Annotated in this window: 9 protein-coding genes, 3 rRNA genes and 1 pseudogene; 5 read left to right on the forward strand and 8 right to left on the reverse strand. The window is 67.1% G+C overall.

The genetic code is table 11. The features are described 5' to 3' along the window. Positions 1 to 211 precede the first annotated feature (211 nt). A complete protein-coding gene (locus V5P93_RS13405; RefSeq protein ID WP_181043590.1) occupies positions 212 to 877 on the forward strand; it encodes an HNH endonuclease family protein in 666 nt (221 codons plus the stop codon). A 65-nt stretch (positions 878 to 942) separates the two neighbouring features. Here the strand turns inward: V5P93_RS13405 and V5P93_RS13410 are convergent, their stop codons facing one another. Beyond that, positions 943 to 1,662, reverse strand: a complete 720-nt coding sequence (locus V5P93_RS13410) for a trypsin-like serine protease (protein WP_104480300.1) — start codon at positions 1,660 to 1,662, stop codon at positions 943 to 945. Positions 1,663 to 2,046: 384 nt separating this feature from the next. Between V5P93_RS13410 and paaZ the strand changes: the two genes are divergently transcribed. Next, positions 2,047 to 4,074, forward strand: coding sequence for a phenylacetic acid degradation bifunctional protein PaaZ (gene paaZ / locus V5P93_RS13415; protein WP_104480299.1), 2,028 nt, complete (start codon positions 2,047 to 2,049; stop codon positions 4,072 to 4,074). Between the two features lie 60 nt (positions 4,075 to 4,134). Here paaZ and V5P93_RS13420 read toward each other — a convergent pair whose 3' ends face one another. The 4 genes and pseudogenes from V5P93_RS13420 to V5P93_RS13435 form a co-directional block, all read right to left on the reverse strand. Then, on the reverse strand, positions 4,135 to 5,016 hold the full coding sequence (locus tag V5P93_RS13420; RefSeq protein ID WP_104480298.1) for a hypothetical protein: 882 nt from the start codon (positions 5,014 to 5,016) through the stop codon (positions 4,135 to 4,137). Between the two features lie 275 nt (positions 5,017 to 5,291). Further along, entirely contained in the window at positions 5,292 to 6,053 is a 762-nt protein-coding gene (locus tag V5P93_RS13425) for a cold-shock protein (protein ID WP_374066494.1), read from the reverse strand. Continuing rightward, positions 6,042 to 6,239 (reverse strand): annotated as a pseudogene (locus V5P93_RS13430) (cold-shock protein); the annotation flags it as partial. The pseudogene V5P93_RS13430 and the gene V5P93_RS13425, both read right to left, overlap by 12 nt. 233 nt (positions 6,240 to 6,472) lie before the next feature. Beyond that, positions 6,473 to 7,042 carry a snapalysin family zinc-dependent metalloprotease gene (locus tag V5P93_RS13435; RefSeq protein ID WP_104480296.1) on the reverse strand — a complete coding sequence of 190 codons (570 nt, stop codon included), beginning with the start codon at positions 7,040 to 7,042 and terminating at the stop codon, positions 6,473 to 6,475. A 677-nt stretch (positions 7,043 to 7,719) separates the two neighbouring features. Here V5P93_RS13435 and V5P93_RS13440 point away from each other — a divergent pair. From V5P93_RS13440 to rrf, 3 genes are all read left to right on the forward strand, one after another. After that, positions 7,720 to 9,237: ribosomal RNA gene (locus tag V5P93_RS13440) — 16S ribosomal RNA — on the forward strand. A 365-nt stretch (positions 9,238 to 9,602) separates the two neighbouring features. Continuing rightward, positions 9,603 to 12,708: ribosomal RNA gene (locus V5P93_RS13445) — 23S ribosomal RNA — on the forward strand. 110 nt (positions 12,709 to 12,818) lie between these two features. Next, a 5S ribosomal RNA gene (gene rrf / locus V5P93_RS13450) occupies positions 12,819 to 12,935 on the forward strand. Together the 16S, 23S and 5S rRNA genes form the textbook arrangement of a ribosomal RNA operon. Positions 12,936 to 13,011: 76 nt before the next feature. Here rrf and V5P93_RS13455 read toward each other — a convergent pair. From V5P93_RS13455 to V5P93_RS13465, 3 genes are all read right to left on the reverse strand, one after another. Continuing rightward, positions 13,012 to 14,154, reverse strand: coding sequence for an RNA polymerase sigma factor (locus V5P93_RS13455; protein ID WP_104475654.1), 1,143 nt, complete (start codon positions 14,152 to 14,154; stop codon positions 13,012 to 13,014). Between the two features lie 2 nt (positions 14,155 to 14,156). Continuing rightward, complete coding sequence (locus V5P93_RS13460) at positions 14,157 to 14,564, reverse strand: YciI family protein (protein WP_104475656.1); 408 nt, start codon at positions 14,562 to 14,564, stop codon at positions 14,157 to 14,159. 189 nt (positions 14,565 to 14,753) lie between these two features. Next, positions 14,754 to 15,698 (reverse strand): GNAT family N-acetyltransferase, encoded by a 945-nt coding sequence (locus tag V5P93_RS13465; protein WP_219823863.1) that lies wholly within the window; start codon positions 15,696 to 15,698, stop codon positions 14,754 to 14,756. Between the last annotated feature and the right edge of the window lie 68 nt (positions 15,699 to 15,766).

A 15,766-nucleotide genomic window follows, 5' to 3' on the forward strand; every position in this document is an offset into this window, starting at 1 on the left:
CTCCTGCGCGCGCGGCTGCTGGGGATCGACTAGCGGCGATCCTGCTCGAGACGAAGGCCCGCTACTCCGAATGGCCCCCTTTCCACCGCCCGGTCGGTAGGGGGCCATTGCTGTCTGTGGGCGCGGTCTCCCGCCCTCGTCCGGCGTGGGTCCCACGAACGAGTGATGATCAGGAGAGTCTATGCAGTAGTTCATGCATAAGGGAGAGAACATGGCTTCCCGACGGCTCGTCCCGGCCATCGCCCTGCTCGCCGTGCTGCCGCTGGCCGGGTGCAAGGTCGACATCAACAGCGGGGCCGGTGGCGGCTCGAGCGGGGCGGACGTCCCCGGGCCCGCGATCGGTGGTCCGCACGCCGAGGCGCTGGCGGCGCTCGGTCAACCGCGGCCCGAGGACACCGGTGCCCACTACGACCGCGACGACTGGGGTGACTGGCGCGAGGACTCCGCGTCCAAGTGCAACACCCGCGAACGCGTCCTCATCCGGGACGGTGACGGTGAGGCGGTCGACTCGCAGTGCAGGCCGTCCTGCCCCAAGGAGTCCTGCTGGACCAGTCACTACGACGGGGTCAAGTCCAAGGACCCCAAGGACCTCCAGATCGACCACATAGTCCCGATCGCGGAGGCCAACCGCTCCGGGGCACGTGACTGGACCCGCCAGCAGCGCACCGACTACTACAACGACCCGGCCAACCTCATCGCCGTCTCCGCGCGGTCCAACACGCAGAAGAGCGACGGGGACCCGGGCAAGTGGCGCCCGGCCCGCGAGTACTGGTGCGACTACGCCACCGCCTACGTCGCGGTCAAGACCAAGTACAAGCTCTCGGTCGACGACGCCGAGCTCGCCGAGCTGACCCGCATGCTCAACACCTGCCCATGAGCGGAAAGCGGGTCGTGGCGAAAGCCGCCACGACCCGCTCCACCGTCCTCAGCGACAGTCAGAACTCAGACACCCGCGATGCTCTGGATCCAGCTGCGGTACTGGCCGACGCTGGTGTAGTTGGTCACGCTCGACCGGTCGCTGGTGGACGCGACGCCGATCTGGCGGCCGTTGCCGAACATCGGGCCACCGGAGTCGCCACCGGCGGTGATGCCGTTGACCCGGCGGGCCTGGATCGCGACACCGTTGTAGGCGTCCCGCGCGTTGGTGGAGCTGACCTGCACGGTCGCGACCTTCAGGTAGCGCGACTGGCAGTTGATCTCCGACTGGTTGGTGCAGGTCGCACCCCAGCCGTAGACCTGGACCTGCTGCCCCGCGCGCGCGTCCGCGGTGGTGCCCAGCGGCGAGTAGGTCGCCGACACGCTGCGGTCGAGCCGGGCGATGGCCAGGTCGGAGGCCGAGTGCCGGTAGATCTGCGAGGCGTTCGCGGTGGTGCCACCGGTCGTCTGGTCGAGGCTGCCGATCCGGAAGCTGATCGTGCCGCTGGCCACGCAGTGCTTGGCGGTCAGCACGTACTGCGGCGCGATGATGGTCGCGGTGCAGGACTGCTGGCCGTTGGCGAACAGCCGCGCCGCCCACGGGGCGTTGCTGGCCGTGCCGCCGCCGATGATCGCGGGGGACTGCCCCGAACCCGGCGCCGACTCGGCGGCGAGCACGGAGGGGGCGACGGCGACCATGGCCGCCGCCACGCCGGCGACAGCGACGGCGAGCTTGGTCATCTTCATACTTTTTCTCGATTCTGCGGCCGAAGCCGCGGCAGGGGTGAATCGGGAAGACCGCATGGTCGGCCCATGCGGAAAAACGACAACGCGCGCACCGCGGAGCCCGGAGAAACCCCAGGTCAGCTAGTCCTGGCAACCGTGAGCACCGAGGCGGTCACGCCGTCGAGAACCCACTTTTTCACCCAAATGTCGCGATTCGCAAGAGTGTCCTGTCGCCATAACATTCCCACTCCGCGGGCGTGGTAAATGGTAACGACGACCCCCGGATTGCCCTGAATTGCTTTATCGGTTTCGCGCGCGCGTGGCCAGGGTCGGGCGGCACTAACATCCTCAGGTGGGGCGGCAACGCGGCCGCGCCCGAGCGAGCCTCTAGGAGGGCGAACCCCCATGGCGTTGCTGCGCAGCTACGTCCGCGGCCACTGGCACACCCCCGACACCGAGGGCGCACCGCTGCACGACGCGGTCACCGGCGCCGAGATCGCCCGGATCTCCTCGGCCGGGGTGGACATGGCCGCCGCGCTCGACCACGGCCGCCGGGTCGGCGGTCCCGCGCTGCGCGAACTCACCTTCCACCAACGGGCCGCGCTGCTCAAGGAACTCGCCCTGCGGTTGACCGACGCCAAGGACGAGCTCTACGCGCTGTCCACCCGCACCGGCGCCACCCGCCGCGACTCGCTCGTCGACGTCGACGGCGGCATCGGCGTCCTGTTCGCCTACAGCGGCAAGGGCCGCCGCGAACTGCCCAACGCCAAGGTCCTGCCCGAGGGGCCGGTCGAGCCGCTGGGCAAGGGCGGCACCTTCGTCGGCAGGCACGTCGCCGTGCCGCTGCGCGGTGTCGCCGTGCAGATCAACGCCTTCAACTTCCCGGTCTGGGGGCCGCTGGAGAAGTTCGCCCCCGCGTTCCTCGCGGGCGTGCCCAGCCTGGTCAAGCCCGCCAGCCCCACGGCGTACGTCACCGAGAAGCTGGTCGAGCTGATCATCGGCACCGGGCTGCTGCCGGAGGGCAGCGTGCAGCTGGTGTGCGGCAGCGCGGGCGACCTGCTCGACCACCTCACCCCGCAGGACCTGGTCTCCTTCACCGGGTCCGCCGCCACCGCCCGCAAGCTCCGCGTGCACGAGACCGTCGTGCGCCACGCCGTCCGCTTCAACGCCGAGGCGGACTCGCTCAACTGCTCCATCCTCGGACCCGACGCCGGTCCCGGCACCGCCGAGTTCGACCTGTTCGTCAAGCAGCTGGTCAACGAGATGACGGTCAAGGCGGGCCAGAAGTGCACCGCCATCCGCCGCGCCTTCGTCCCCGCCGCGCTCGCCGACCCCGTCACCGAGGCCGTGGTCGCCCGCCTGCGCAAGGTCACCGTCGGCAACCCGGCCAACCCCGACGTGCGGATGGGCTCGCTCGCCGGTCTCGAACAGCGCGAAGAGGTCCGCCGCGCGCTCAAGGCGCTCACCGACGCCGGGGACGTCGTCCACGGCGACCCGACCCGCGTGGACGTCGTCGACGCCGACGCCGAGCGCGGCGCCTTCCTGTCCCCGATCCTGCTGCGCGCCGACGGCGACCGGGCCGAGCCGCACGAGGTGGAGGCGTTCGGGCCGGTCAGCACCCTCATGCCGTACGAGACCACCGACGAGGTGATCGACCTCGCCGCGCGCGGCCTCGGCAGCCTCACCGGGTCGATCGTCACCGGCGACGCCGACTTCGCCGCCGAGGTCGTCGGCGGCCTCGCCCCCTGGCACGGGCGGCTGCTGGTGCTCGACGCGGACGACGCGGGCGAGTCCACCGGCCACGGCTCCCCCCTGCCCAACCTCGTGCACGGCGGCCCCGGCCGCGCGGGCGGCGGCGAGGAACTCGGCGGTATCCGGGCGGTCCTGCACCACCTGCAGCGCACCGCGGTGCAGGGCAGCCCCAAGGTGCTGGCCAAGGTCACGGGGGAGTGGACCGCGGGCGCGCCGGTCGCCGACACGAGTGTGCACCCGTTCCGCAAGAGCCTCGCCGAACTCCGCGTCGGCGACAGCGTCACCGCCGGGCCGCGCGTGGTGCACCAGGCCGACGTCGACCACTTCTCCGAGTTCACCGGCGACACCTTCTACGCCCACACCAACCCGGAAGCGGCGGCGGCCAACGAGTTCTTCGGCGGCATCGTCGCGCACGGCTACCTGATCATCTCGCTGGCCGCGGGCCTGTTCGTCTCCCCGGAACCCGGGCCCGTGCTGGCCAACTACGGGCTGGAGAACCTGCGCTTCACCACCCCGGTCCACCCCGGTGACTCGATCACCGTCACGCTGACGGCCAAGCAGATCACCCCGCGGGAGAACGCCCACTACGGCGAGGTCCGGTGGGACGCCGACGTCCGCAACCAGGACGGCGTCAGCGTCGCCCGCTACGACGTGCTGACGCTGGTGGCGAAAACCCTGTGACGACGAGGGCGGCGGGTACGTCCCCTGTGGATGGACGCACCCGCCGTCTCCCTCCTCCGGTCAGGCGCCCACCTTCGCGCCGGTGTCGTTGAGCGCGAACCAGGTGCCCCCGACACCCTGACCCTTGGTGTCGCAAGGAACCTTGTCCTCGGCGAAGCGGTAAACCGGCCAACCCCCGACGGTCAGCTGGCGGGTCCCGTCCCCGCGGTCCACGGTGCCCAGCGAGTCCAGCCCCTCGACCTTCGCGCCGTCCGGGACCAGGACCGGCGGCCACTTCTTCGCGCAGTCGCCCTTGCAGTTGGTGGTCGGCGGCTTGGCGGAGTCCTTGTCGAAGCGGTAGAGCGTCATGCCCTCCCGGTCGGTGACGATCTGCCCGAGCTTGCCGACCTTCATCACCGCGACCCCGACCGTGCCCGACTTCGCCGCCGCGGCCTTCTTGCCCTCGGGGGTGAACGCGAACCAGTTGCCGCCCGCGCCCTGCCCCTTGACGTCGCCGGGAGCGGTGTCCTTGGCGTAGCGGTAGGCGGGCCAGCCCGCGATGGTCAGCTGCTTGCCGCCCTCGGGCCGCTCGACGGTGCCGAGCAGCGTGGCGTCGACCCCGGTGGCCTGGACGGCGGCGGGGTCGTCGACCAGGACGGGCGGCCAGGCGGCGGCGCAGTCGCCGGTGCAGTTGGTGGTCGGGGGTTTGGCGGTGTCCTTGTCGAAGCGGTAGATGGTGCGGCCGTCGCCGTCGACCACCAACTTCCCGAACTCGGGCGAGGGCATGGCCCGGATGGCGTCGGTCAGGGCCGTGGCGACGGAGTCGACCGCCTTGGCGTCGCCACCGACCTGGACGCTGGCGGGCTTGACGTCGGCGGTACCGGGGAGCTGCGCGTCACCGCAGGCGGTGAGCACGGCGCCGGCGGCGAGCAGGGAGACGGCGAGGGCGGACCTGCGGTTCACGGGGGCCTCCTGGGGAATCGGTTGACTCCCACACGGCCCGGGGCCCGCCCCGGTTCAACCGAGCTCGAAGTTCCTCGCGGTGCGTCCGGCGGGTGTGCCGGTTCACGTGGCGCCTGAGCAGGGGCTACCACCGAACCCGCACTTGAGCGAGGGCACTCCGTGGCCCCGGCAGCGCGCCCGCCTACTCCTCGACGCCGCTGACCTCACCCTTCGCGCCGAGCCCACGCGAAGGTCTTTTCGCCGGGAAGTGATCAGCCATCGGTGGGGCCGCCGCTTCAGAGGCGTTCGACGCGGTCGGCCTGCGGGCCCCGGTCGCTCTGACGCACCGCGTACCGGACCCGGTCACCCTTCCGCAGCGGCTCCGACCCCATGATCACGGACACGTGGGCGAAGAGGTCGTCGCCGCCCGCGTCCGGGGTGATGAACCCGAAGCCGCGGTCGCCGTCGTAGCGCGCGACGACGCCCTCGCCGCCTCGTGCGGGCACGTCCCGCGTGGCGGGTCCCGCGGTCGTGGCGGGTGCCGGCCGCCGGGGCGGTGTCTGGGGTTCGGCGCCCCGGACCAGGTGCACGTCGCGGGCCTGTGGGCCCTTGTCGCCGCTGGTCACCTCGTAGGCGACGCGGTCGCCCTCCGCGAGCCACGTCAGCCCTTCGGCCAGGGCGCGGGCGTGGACGAAGACGTCCCCGGCGCCGGAGTCGGGGTTGATGAAGCCGAAGCCCTTGTCCTCGTCGTACCAGGCCACCGTGCCGTCGGCACCGTCCCCGATACCGGCCGCGGCGGGTGAGCCTGCCCCCGCTGCCAGCGGGATCACGTACCCGGCCTGCGGACCGCGCTCACCGTCGACGATCAGGAAGGCCACCCGCTGCCCCTCGGTGACCACGCCGCCGGTCACGATGGCGGAGCTGTGCACGAAGATGTCGGCGCCGCCGCCGTCCGGCGACGCGAAGCCGTACCCCTTGCCCGGCTCGTACCAGTTGATGGTGCCGAGCAGGCCAACGGCGCTGCCGGTGGCCGCGTCGGCGGTGACGCGAACGCGCAGCGCCTGGGGCCCGCGGTCGTTCTCGCCGACCTCGAACACGACGGCCTGACCCTCGCGGAGCACTTTCGCGCCGCCGTCCTCGACGATCTCGGAGGCGTGCACGAACACGTCCGGCGAGCCGTCCTCGGGGGCGAGGAAGCCGAAACCCCGTTCGACGTCGAACCAACGGACGGTCCCTTGCGGCATCAAAACGCTCCAGGTCGAGAGGGCGGGCACTGGCCCCCAGTCTCTCTGACGGACTTCCGGTCCGTCGGGCCGGGCCCACAGGCGGGCGGTGCGGAGCCAGGGGAGGGCGTGAGCGGTGGTTGGCGCGAGGTCCGGGGAGTGGAGCGCCGAGGGAGGGGTATGTGGATGGCCCCCGGGTGCGGAAAGACCGCGGCGGCCGGTCCCCGGAGGGGCCGACCGCCGCGGGGGGTGGGTTAGGCGGCGTCCTTGATGATGACCGTCAAGGGGGCCTCCTGCTGGGCCAGGCCGTTGGCGTAGTTGCGCTGGACCTGGGACCGCTCGGCGCTGCTGGGCTGGGCGTTGGCGCAGCTCACCGGGGCCGAGCTGCCGGACATCAGGTCCGAGCACAGGCCGGTGCGGCGGTCCGGCAGGCCCAGGGTGTGGCCCATCTCGTGGGTGATGATCCGGACCTTGTTGTACCCCTGGTCCACCGCCTGCTTGCCGAACCAGATCTGCAGCGTCTGGCTGGAGCGCACCGGGCCGAGCTGCGCCTGCGGCCAGCCCGGGTCCGACACGATGCGGATGTTGACCCGCTGACCGGCCGTCGCCTTGGTGATGCGCACGTTCGGCGCCGCCGAGTTCCAGATGGACGCGGCTTGGGCGATCTCCGAGGCGTACTGGCTGGCACCGCTGTCGCTGTAGGTCAGGTTGGTGACCAGCGCCGCGCTGTCCTGCGCGGCGTTCGCGGGGGCGGCCACGCCGAGCACCACGGCGGCGCCCACCAGGGCGTTGGCCGCGACGAGCGCGAGAGTCCGTCGTTGCATGGGGTTCTCCTGGTTGTTCCGCGGCCCGCCGGGACAGCGGGCCGCACCCGGATGGTTGCCACGCGGTTGGCCACGCCGAAGGGACGGCGACGACGTCGAACCTGCCGCAGGGTGAAGCGGGGTGCCCACCGGTGGGTGGCATCCCGTGACTAGGGGTACTCGGTGCGTAGTTCATTCCCACGGAATAGTGACCGCGATCACAGGGATTGACTTTCCCAGGTGTCGCGGGTCGGCTAAGTGAACGGACGGGGTGTCGATAGGGGGTTTGATCAGCGGAAACCCGTTCGTCGGGCGCGTTCACGGCCGTTGTGCGACCATCGACGGCGGTGTGCGGACCTCCCGCGTGGAACCGTTGTGCCGCAACGGTTTTTGCCTGGAATTGTGCGCGAGTGCACCCCCGATTTGATCCCGGGTTGGCACCCGTGTAACTTTCTTCCTGTCAGCGGAACGGGCCGGGAAAACCGGGCCAGAGCGAGACATAAGAACTTAGCGAGTAACCAGCCTCGGATGAGGTCGCCCTTCCGGCGGTCGAGTACGATGAGCGTGTGTTGTTTGAGAACTCAACAGTGTGCCGATTTAAGCCAGTAGAGCTTGAATGATAGAACCCCGATGTGGGTTCCTTTGAGATGAATTGATGCCAGTTTTGGTGTCTGTTTGTCAGGCAACACTCTAAATCATCTTTGGAGAGTTTGATCCTGGCTCAGGACGAACGCTGGCGGCGTGCTTAACACATGCAAGTCGAGCGGTAAGGCCCTTCGGGGTACACGAGCGGCGAACGGGTGAGTAACACGTGGGTAATCTGCCCTATACTCTGGGATAAGCCTTGGAAACGAGGTCTAATACCGGATATGACTCTCCACCGCATGGTGGGGGGTGGAAAGTTCCGGCGGTATGGGATGAACCCGCGGCCTATCAGCTTGTTGGTGGGGTAGTGGCCTACCAAGGCGACGACGGGTAGCCGGCCTGAGAGGGCGACCGGCCACACTGGGACTGAGACACGGCCCAGACTCCTACGGGAGGCAGCAGTGGGGAATATTGCACAATGGGCGCAAGCCTGATGCAGCGACGCCGCGTGAGGGATGACGGCCTTCGGGTTGTAAACCTCTTTCAGCAGGGACGAAGCGCAAGTGACGGTACCTGCAGAAGAAGCACCGGCTAACTACGTGCCAGCAGCCGCGGTAATACGTAGGGTGCGAGCGTTGTCCGGAATTATTGGGCGTAAAGAGCTCGTAGGCGGTTTGTCGCGTCGGCCGTGAAAACCTGCAGCTTAACTGTGGGCCTGCGGTCGATACGGGCAGACTTGAGTTCGGTAGGGGAGACTGGAATTCCTGGTGTAGCGGTGAAATGCGCAGATATCAGGAGGAACACCGGTGGCGAAGGCGGGTCTCTGGGCCGATACTGACGCTGAGGAGCGAAAGCGTGGGGAGCGAACAGGATTAGATACCCTGGTAGTCCACGCCGTAAACGGTGGGTGCTAGGTGTGGGGACCATTCCACGGTTTCCGTGCCGTAGCTAACGCATTAAGCACCCCGCCTGGGGAGTACGGCCGCAAGGCTAAAACTCAAAGGAATTGACGGGGGCCCGCACAAGCGGCGGAGCATGTGGATTAATTCGATGCAACGCGAAGAACCTTACCTGGGCTTGACATGCACTGGAAACCGGTAGAGATATCGGCCCCCTTGTGGTCGGTGTACAGGTGGTGCATGGCTGTCGTCAGCTCGTGTCGTGAGATGTTGGGTTAAGTCCCGCAACGAGCGCAACCCTCGTTCCATGTTGCCAGCGCGTAATGGCGGGGACTCATGGGAGACTGCCGGGGTCAACTCGGAGGAAGGTGGGGATGACGTCAAGTCATCATGCCCCTTATGTCCAGGGCTTCACACATGCTACAATGGCCGGTACAGAGGGCTGCGAGACCGTGAGGTGGAGCGAATCCCTTAAAGCCGGTCTCAGTTCGGATCGGGGTCTGCAACTCGACCCCGTGAAGTCGGAGTCGCTAGTAATCGCAGATCAGCAACGCTGCGGTGAATACGTTCCCGGGCCTTGTACACACCGCCCGTCACGTCACGAAAGTCGGTAACACCCGAAGCCCATGGCCCAACCCGCAAGGGGGGGAGTGGTCGAAGGTGGGACTGGCGATTGGGACGAAGTCGTAACAAGGTAGCCGTACCGGAAGGTGCGGCTGGATCACCTCCTTTCTAAGGAGCACCTGTCATTCGGGTTCGCCTGGGTGGGAGACCACGCTGCCAGCGAATGCCTGGTGGGTGGCGCTCATATGCTGTGGAACTACTGGACGAGCGAACGCTCCTCGGTGTCGGTCAGGGCTGCCAGTACTGCTCTTCTCTTCGGGGGGGATGCGTGGAACGCGGATGGTCGATGGTGGTGAGTGGTGAGTGTGTCGGTACACTGTTGGGTCCTGAGACAACACCCGTGAGGGTTTGCTCAGTGTCAGGGCCTGGGCCTCGGCCACATCGCCGTGAGTGTTCACGGGCTGGTGGTCGAAGTGGTGCCTGGGTTTCCTGGTTGGTGTTTGAGAACTGTACAGTGGATGCGAGCATCTTTGTTGTAAGTGTGTAAGGGCATACGGTGGATGTCTAGGCATCAGGGGCCGATGAAGGACGTGGGAGACTGCGAAATGCCTCGGGGAGCTGTCAACCGAGCTGTGATCCGAGGATGTCCGAATGGGGAAACCCGGCACCAGTCATGTGGTGTCACCCGCACCTGAATATATAGGGTGTTGGGGGGGAACGCGGGGAAGTGAAACATCTCAGTACCCGTAGGAAGAGAAAACAACCGTGATTCCGTGAGTAGTGGCGAGCGAAAGCGGAAGAGGCTAAACCGTCGTCGTGTGATACCCGGCAGGGGTTGCGGTGGCGGGGTCGTGGGACCTTTCGGTCGGTTCTGCCGGACTGGCGCAGAGTAAGAAAACCATGTGTTAGGTGAACGTCTTGGAACGGGCGGCCGTAGAGGGTGAGAGCCCCGTAAGCGAAAACATGTGGTCTCTGGAGAGTGTTCCCAAGTAGCAGCGTACTCGTGAAATTCGCTGTGAATCTGGCGGGACCACCCGCTAAGCCTGAATACTTCCTGATGACCGATAGCGGACTAGTACCGTGAGGGAAAGATGAAAAGTACCCCGGGAGGGGAGTGAAAGAGTACCTGAAACCGTGTGCCTACAAGCCGTCAGAGCCTTGAGGGGTGATGGCGTGCCTTTTGAAGAATGAGCCTGCGAGTTAGTGCTGCGTGGCGAGGTTAACCCGTGTGGGGTAGCCGTAGCGAAAGCGAGTCCGAAGAGGGCGGTTGAGTCGCGTGGTCTAGACCCGAAGCGGAGTGATCTACCCATGGCCAGGGTGAAGCGACGGTAAGACGTCGTGGAGGCCCGAACCCACCAGGGTTGAAAACCTGGGGGATGAGCTGTGGGTAGGGGTGAAAGGCCAATCAAACTCCGTGATAGCTGGTTCTCCCCGAAATGCATTTAGGTGCAGCGTCGTGTGTTTCACCTCGGGGGTAGAGCACTGGATGGTCTAGGGGGCCTACAAGCTTACCGAAATCAACCAAACTCCGAATACCGGGGTGTGAGAGCGCGGCAGTGAGACTGCGGGCGATAAGGTTCGTAGTCGAGAGGGAAACAGCCCAGAACACCAGCTAAGGCCCCTAAGTGTGCGCTAAGTGGGAAAGGATGTGGGGTCGCCCAGACAACCAGGAGGTTGGCTTAGAAGCAGCCACCCTTGAAAGAGTGCGTAATAGCTCACTGGTCAAGTGGTCCTGCGCCGACAATGTAGCGGGGCTGAAGCGCACCGCCGAAGCTGTGTCACTCACACAAGACATCCACCATGCCCTTGAGGTGTGGTGCAGTGGTGTGGGTGGGTAGGGGAGCGTCGTGCAGCCGTGGAAGCCGCGGAGTGATCCAGTGGTGGAGGCTGTGCGAGTGAGAATGCAGGCATGAGTAGCGATAGGCGAGTGAGAATCTCGTCCGCCGAATGACCAAGGGTTCCTGGGCCAGGCTGTTCCGCCCAGGGTAAGTCGGGACCTAAGGCGAGGCCGACAGGCGTAGTCGATGGACAACGGGTTGATATTCCCGTACCCGTGTGGACGCGTCCCTGGTGAGGCCGGTGATACTAACCGCCCAAGGGTGTGGATGTCTTCGGACTGAATCATCTGAGCGCGGGATCTGATCCGGTAGTAGCCAAGCGATGGGGTGACGCAGGAGGGTAGCTCCGCCAGCAGTTGGTGTCTGGTGTAAGCGTGTGGCCCGAGCGATAGGCAAATCCGTCGCTCATGAGGGTGAGGCGTGATGCGTAGCCGAGTGAGGCGAAGTAGAGTGATCCCATGCTGCCGAGAAAAGCCTCTAGCGAGTGTCCGTGCGGCCCGTACCCCAAACCGACACAGGTGGTCAGGTAGAGAATACCGAGGCGTTCGGGTGAACTGTGGTTAAGGAACTCGGCAAAATGCCCCCGTAACTTCGGGAGAAGGGGGGCCGTCTGGCTTGAAGCTCCGTTGCGGGCTAGGGCTGGGTGGCCGCAGAGACCAGCGAGAAGCGACTGTTTACTAAAAACACAGGTCCGTGCGAAGTCGCAAGACGATGTATACGGACTGACGCCTGCCCGGTGCTGGAACGTTAAGAGGACGGGTTAGCTCTTCGGGGCGAAGCTCAGAATTTAAGCGCCAGTAAACGGCGGTGGTAACTATAACCATCCTAAGGTAGCGAAATTCCTTGTCGGGTAAGTTCCGACCTGCACGAATGGCGTAACGACTTCTCGACTGTCTCAACCACAGGCCCGGCGAAATTGCACTACGAGTAAAGATGCTCGTTACGCGCGGCAGGACGGAAAGACCCCGGGACCTTTACTATAGCTTGGTATTGGTGCTTGGTTCGGTTTGTGTAGGATAGGTGGGAGACTGTGAAGCGCTCACGCCAGTGGGTGTGGAGTCGTTGTTGAAATACCACTCTGATCGTACTGAGTGTCTAACCTCGGACCGTGATCCGGTTCAGGGACAGTGCCTGGTGGGTAGTTTAACTGGGGCGGTTGCCTCCCAAAGGGTAACGGAGGCGCCCAAAGGTTCCCTCAGCCTGGTTGGCAATCAGGTGTTGAGTGCAAGTGCACAAGGGGGCTTGACTGTGAGACTGACAGGTCGAGCAGGGACGAAAGTCGGGACTAGTGATCCGGCACTGGCTGGTGGAAGCGGTGTCGCTCAACGGATAAAAGGTACCCCGGGGATAACAGGCTGATCTTGCCCAAGAGTCCATATCGACGGCATGGTTTGGCACCTCGATGTCGGCTCGTCGCATCCTGGGGCCGGAGTAGGTCCCAAGGGTTGGGCTGTTCGCCCATTAAAGCGGTACGCGAGCTGGGTTTAGAACGTCGTGAGACAGTTCGGTCCCTATCCGCCGCGCGCGTTGGAGACTTGAGGAAGGCTGTCCCTAGTACGAGAGGACCGGGACGGACGAACCTCTGGTGTGCCAGTTGTCCCGCCAGGGGCATGGCTGGTTGGCTACGTTCGGAAGGGATAACCGCTGAAGGCATCTAAGCGGGAAGCTCGTTCCAAGATGAGGTCTCCCGCCCACTTGATGGGTTAAGGCCCCCAGCTAGACCACTGGGTTGATAGGCCAGAGATGGAAGCCTCGTGAGGGGTGGAGTTGACTGGTACTAATAGGCCGAGGGCTTACAACGAAGAGGCTACGCATCCACTGTACGGTGTCTGAGACACCAACCACCCCCACCCCCCAGACCCTGTGTCCGGTGTGTGGTGGGGTCGAGGTTGATGATGTGTTTCATAGTGTTACGGCGGTCATAGCGGTGGGGAAACGCCCGGTCCCATCCCGAACCCGGAAGCTAAGCCCACCAGCGCCGATGGTACTGCACTCGTGAGGGTGTGGGAGAGTAGGACGCCGCCGGACTCATTTTCGCGATAGCCCCCTCACTTCGGTGAGGGGGCTATCGCCATTTCCAGGCCTTCCGACGCGGAAAGGCACATCACCGGCTCCGCGAATTGAGGCGCGCGGCCTGCCGGGTCAGGTGGTCGCGCTCCGCCAGGTTCGGCGCCTTCGCCGCCGCCTCCGCGTACAACCGGGCCGCCGCGTCCAGATCACCGTCCCGCTCGCGCAGGTGCGCCGCCACCGCCGCGTACCGGGGGAGCGAGTCGTCCAACGCCGCCAGCGCGGCCAGACCCGCCCGGGCCCCGTCCGCCTCCCCGACGGCCACCGCGCGGTTGAGCCGCACCACCGGGTTGTCCGTGAACCGGATCAGCTCGTCGTACCACTCCACGATCTGCACCCAGTCGGTTTCCGCCGCGACGAGCGCGTCCGCGTGCAGCGCCGCGATCGCCGCCTGCGCCTGGAACTCGCCCAACCGGTCGCGCGCCAACGCCGCCTGGAGGACCGCCACCCCCTCGGCGACCGCCCGGGTGTCCCACCGGCCGCGGTCCTGCGCGGCCAGCGGGACCAGGCTGCCGTCCGCCGCGGTCCGCGACGCCCGCCGGGCGTGGTGCAGCAGCATCAGCGCCAGCAGCCCCGCCACCTCCGGGTGGTCGACGGCGGCGGCGAGCTGCCGGGTGAGCCGGATGGCCTCGGCGGCCAGGTCGACGTCACCGGAGTAGCCCTCGTTGAACACCAGGTACAGCACCCGCAGCACGGTCGCCACGTCACCGGGCCGGTCGAACCGGACGCCGGAGACGGTGCGCTTGGCGCGGCTGATCCGCTGCGCCATCGTCGCCTCCGGCACCAGGTACGCCTGGGCGATCTGGCGGGTGGTCAGGCCACCCACCGCGCGGAGGGTGAGCGCGACGGCGGACGACGGCGTCAGCGACGGGTGCGCGCACAGGAAGTACAGCTGGAGCGTGTCGTCCACGTCGGTGGCGTCCCCGGCCGCGGGCTCGTCCTCGACCAGGTCCTCCCGCCTGCGGCGCGCGGCGTCCGCCCGGGTGGCGTCGACGAACCGGTGCCACGCCGCCGTGACCAGCCACCCCTTGGGGTCGCGCGGCGGATCGGCGGGCCAGGTCTCCAGTGCCTTGATCACCGCCTCCTGCACGGCGTCCTCGGCCGCCGCGAAACCCGCTCCGCGACGGACGAGGACGCCGATCACCGCGGGCACCAGCTCCCGCAGCACCTCCACGCGCACGGCTACTCGGTCACCGTCGGCGCCTCGCCGTACAGCGGGCGCAGCTCCAGCCACTCGTGGATCGGCCGACCACCCGCCCCCGGCGCGGCGGAGAGCTCGCCCGCCAGCTCGACGGCGCGCTCGTAGCTGTCCACGTCGATGATCATCCAACCCGCGATGAGGTCCTTGGTCTCGGCGAACGGGCCGTCGGTGATCGGCGGGCGGCCCTCCCCGTCGTAGCGGACGAACGTGCCCTCGGGGGCCAGCGCCCGGCCGTCGACGAACTCGCCGCTGCCCTCCAGCCGGTCGGCGAAGTCGTTCATGTACTTGATGTGCGCGGTGACCTCCTCGGGCGTCCACTGGTCCATGGGGACGTCGTTGACCGCCGCAGGGGCGCCGCGGTAGTGCTTGAGCAGCAGGTACTTGGCCATCTGACGAACTCCTCGCTCCGGTGCGACCCCATTCTGGCCGCTCGCACCCCGGGGACGGAGCCGGGTGGGCGGTTCTCGACACGGCCGCCCGAACTTTTCGAGAAAAACTCGTCCTGCCTGTTCAGAGGGCACAAAGAAGCGAGCGCCGCGGGAGGCGACGCTCGCTATGGGTTGGGGGGAACCGTTCCGCTAGCCGATAGGCAGCTCTGCTCGAACATCGTCACCATGGTGGGTCAGTGTCGCTCCGCAGGTACGTAACGCGCCCAGCGCCGCGGCGTTGCCGGTACTGGTGTCCGCCACGATCGTGCGGACCCCGGCCGCCGCGGCCTCGGCCAGCAGCGCGCGCAGCGCCGCCGTGCCGATGCCCTTGCCCCGGGCCGACCGGCCCAGCCACATGCCCGTCTCCGCCTCGTCCGGGGAGATCCGGGCCATCCGGATCATCCCGGTGAGGCTGCCCTCCGCCTCGACCGCGTACATCACGGTCCCGTTCGCACCGTGGAAGTGCGAGCGGTGGAACTCCCGGAAGGCGTTCTCCGTCGCCGGGGTCCAGGTGTCGGGCGTCCACTCGGCCCGCGCGGGCGGCATCACGTCCGCCGGTCTGGCCTCGTGCACGGCGACCGTGAGCAGCCGCTCGGTCGTCGCCTCGTCCAGCGGCAGCAACCGCACCACCGGGTCCGACGGCTTGTCGGCGCGGACCACGTCGTGCATCCGCTCCAGGAAGCGGCGGGCCACGGCCAGTTCCGCGCCGTCGAACTCGCGCATGGCCGAGACCATGTCGCGGGTGATCCCGCCGAAGAACGCCCAGCCGAGGCGGACCGCCTCGTCCTGGACGGTGAGCAGCACCCGTCTGCGGTCCCGGTTGTCCCTGGTCCGCCGGACGTAGCCCGCGCGGACCAGCCGGTCCACCAGTGCGGTGACCGAGGCCGAGTTGAGCGCGAGCTTGCCGCTGAGCCAGCCCGGGGTCGCCGGGATCTCCTCGCGGCGGGCGTCGAGCAGGTGCACCAGCGCCCGCAAATCCGTGGGGTGCAGCCCGTTGGCCGCGGCGAACTCCGAGCCCATCAGGTCGAGTCTGCCGGTGATCCGGCGCAGCAGGTGTACCAGTTCCAGTCCCGCGTCCCCGTCGTCCACGTCCACGTGGCACCTCCGCGTGCGCACTGTCGTGTGTGGACAGTGCGGATGATAAGTCCGAATAGGAATGCCCG

It is taken from the genome of Actinokineospora auranticolor (assembly GCF_041897805.1).
GTDB classification, from domain to species: Bacteria; Actinomycetota; Actinomycetes; order Mycobacteriales; family Pseudonocardiaceae; genus Actinokineospora; species Actinokineospora auranticolor.

What these genes read in the sequence shown, in the direction of transcription:
- V5P93_RS13460 (WP_104475656.1), bottom strand. Translation starts at nt 14,564, where the DNA reads ATGGCCAAGTACCTGCTGCTCAAGCACTACCGCGGCGCCCCTGCGGCG.
- V5P93_RS13405 (WP_181043590.1), top strand. Translation starts at nt 212, where the DNA reads ATGGCTTCCCGACGGCTCGTCCCGGCCATCGCCCTGCTCGCCGTGCTG.
- V5P93_RS13410 (WP_104480300.1), bottom strand. Translation starts at nt 1,662, where the DNA reads ATGAAGATGACCAAGCTCGCCGTCGCTGTCGCCGGCGTGGCGGCGGCC.
- paaZ (WP_104480299.1), top strand. Translation starts at nt 2,047, where the DNA reads ATGGCGTTGCTGCGCAGCTACGTCCGCGGCCACTGGCACACCCCCGAC.
- V5P93_RS13435 (WP_104480296.1), bottom strand. Translation starts at nt 7,042, where the DNA reads ATGCAACGACGGACTCTCGCGCTCGTCGCGGCCAACGCCCTGGTGGGC.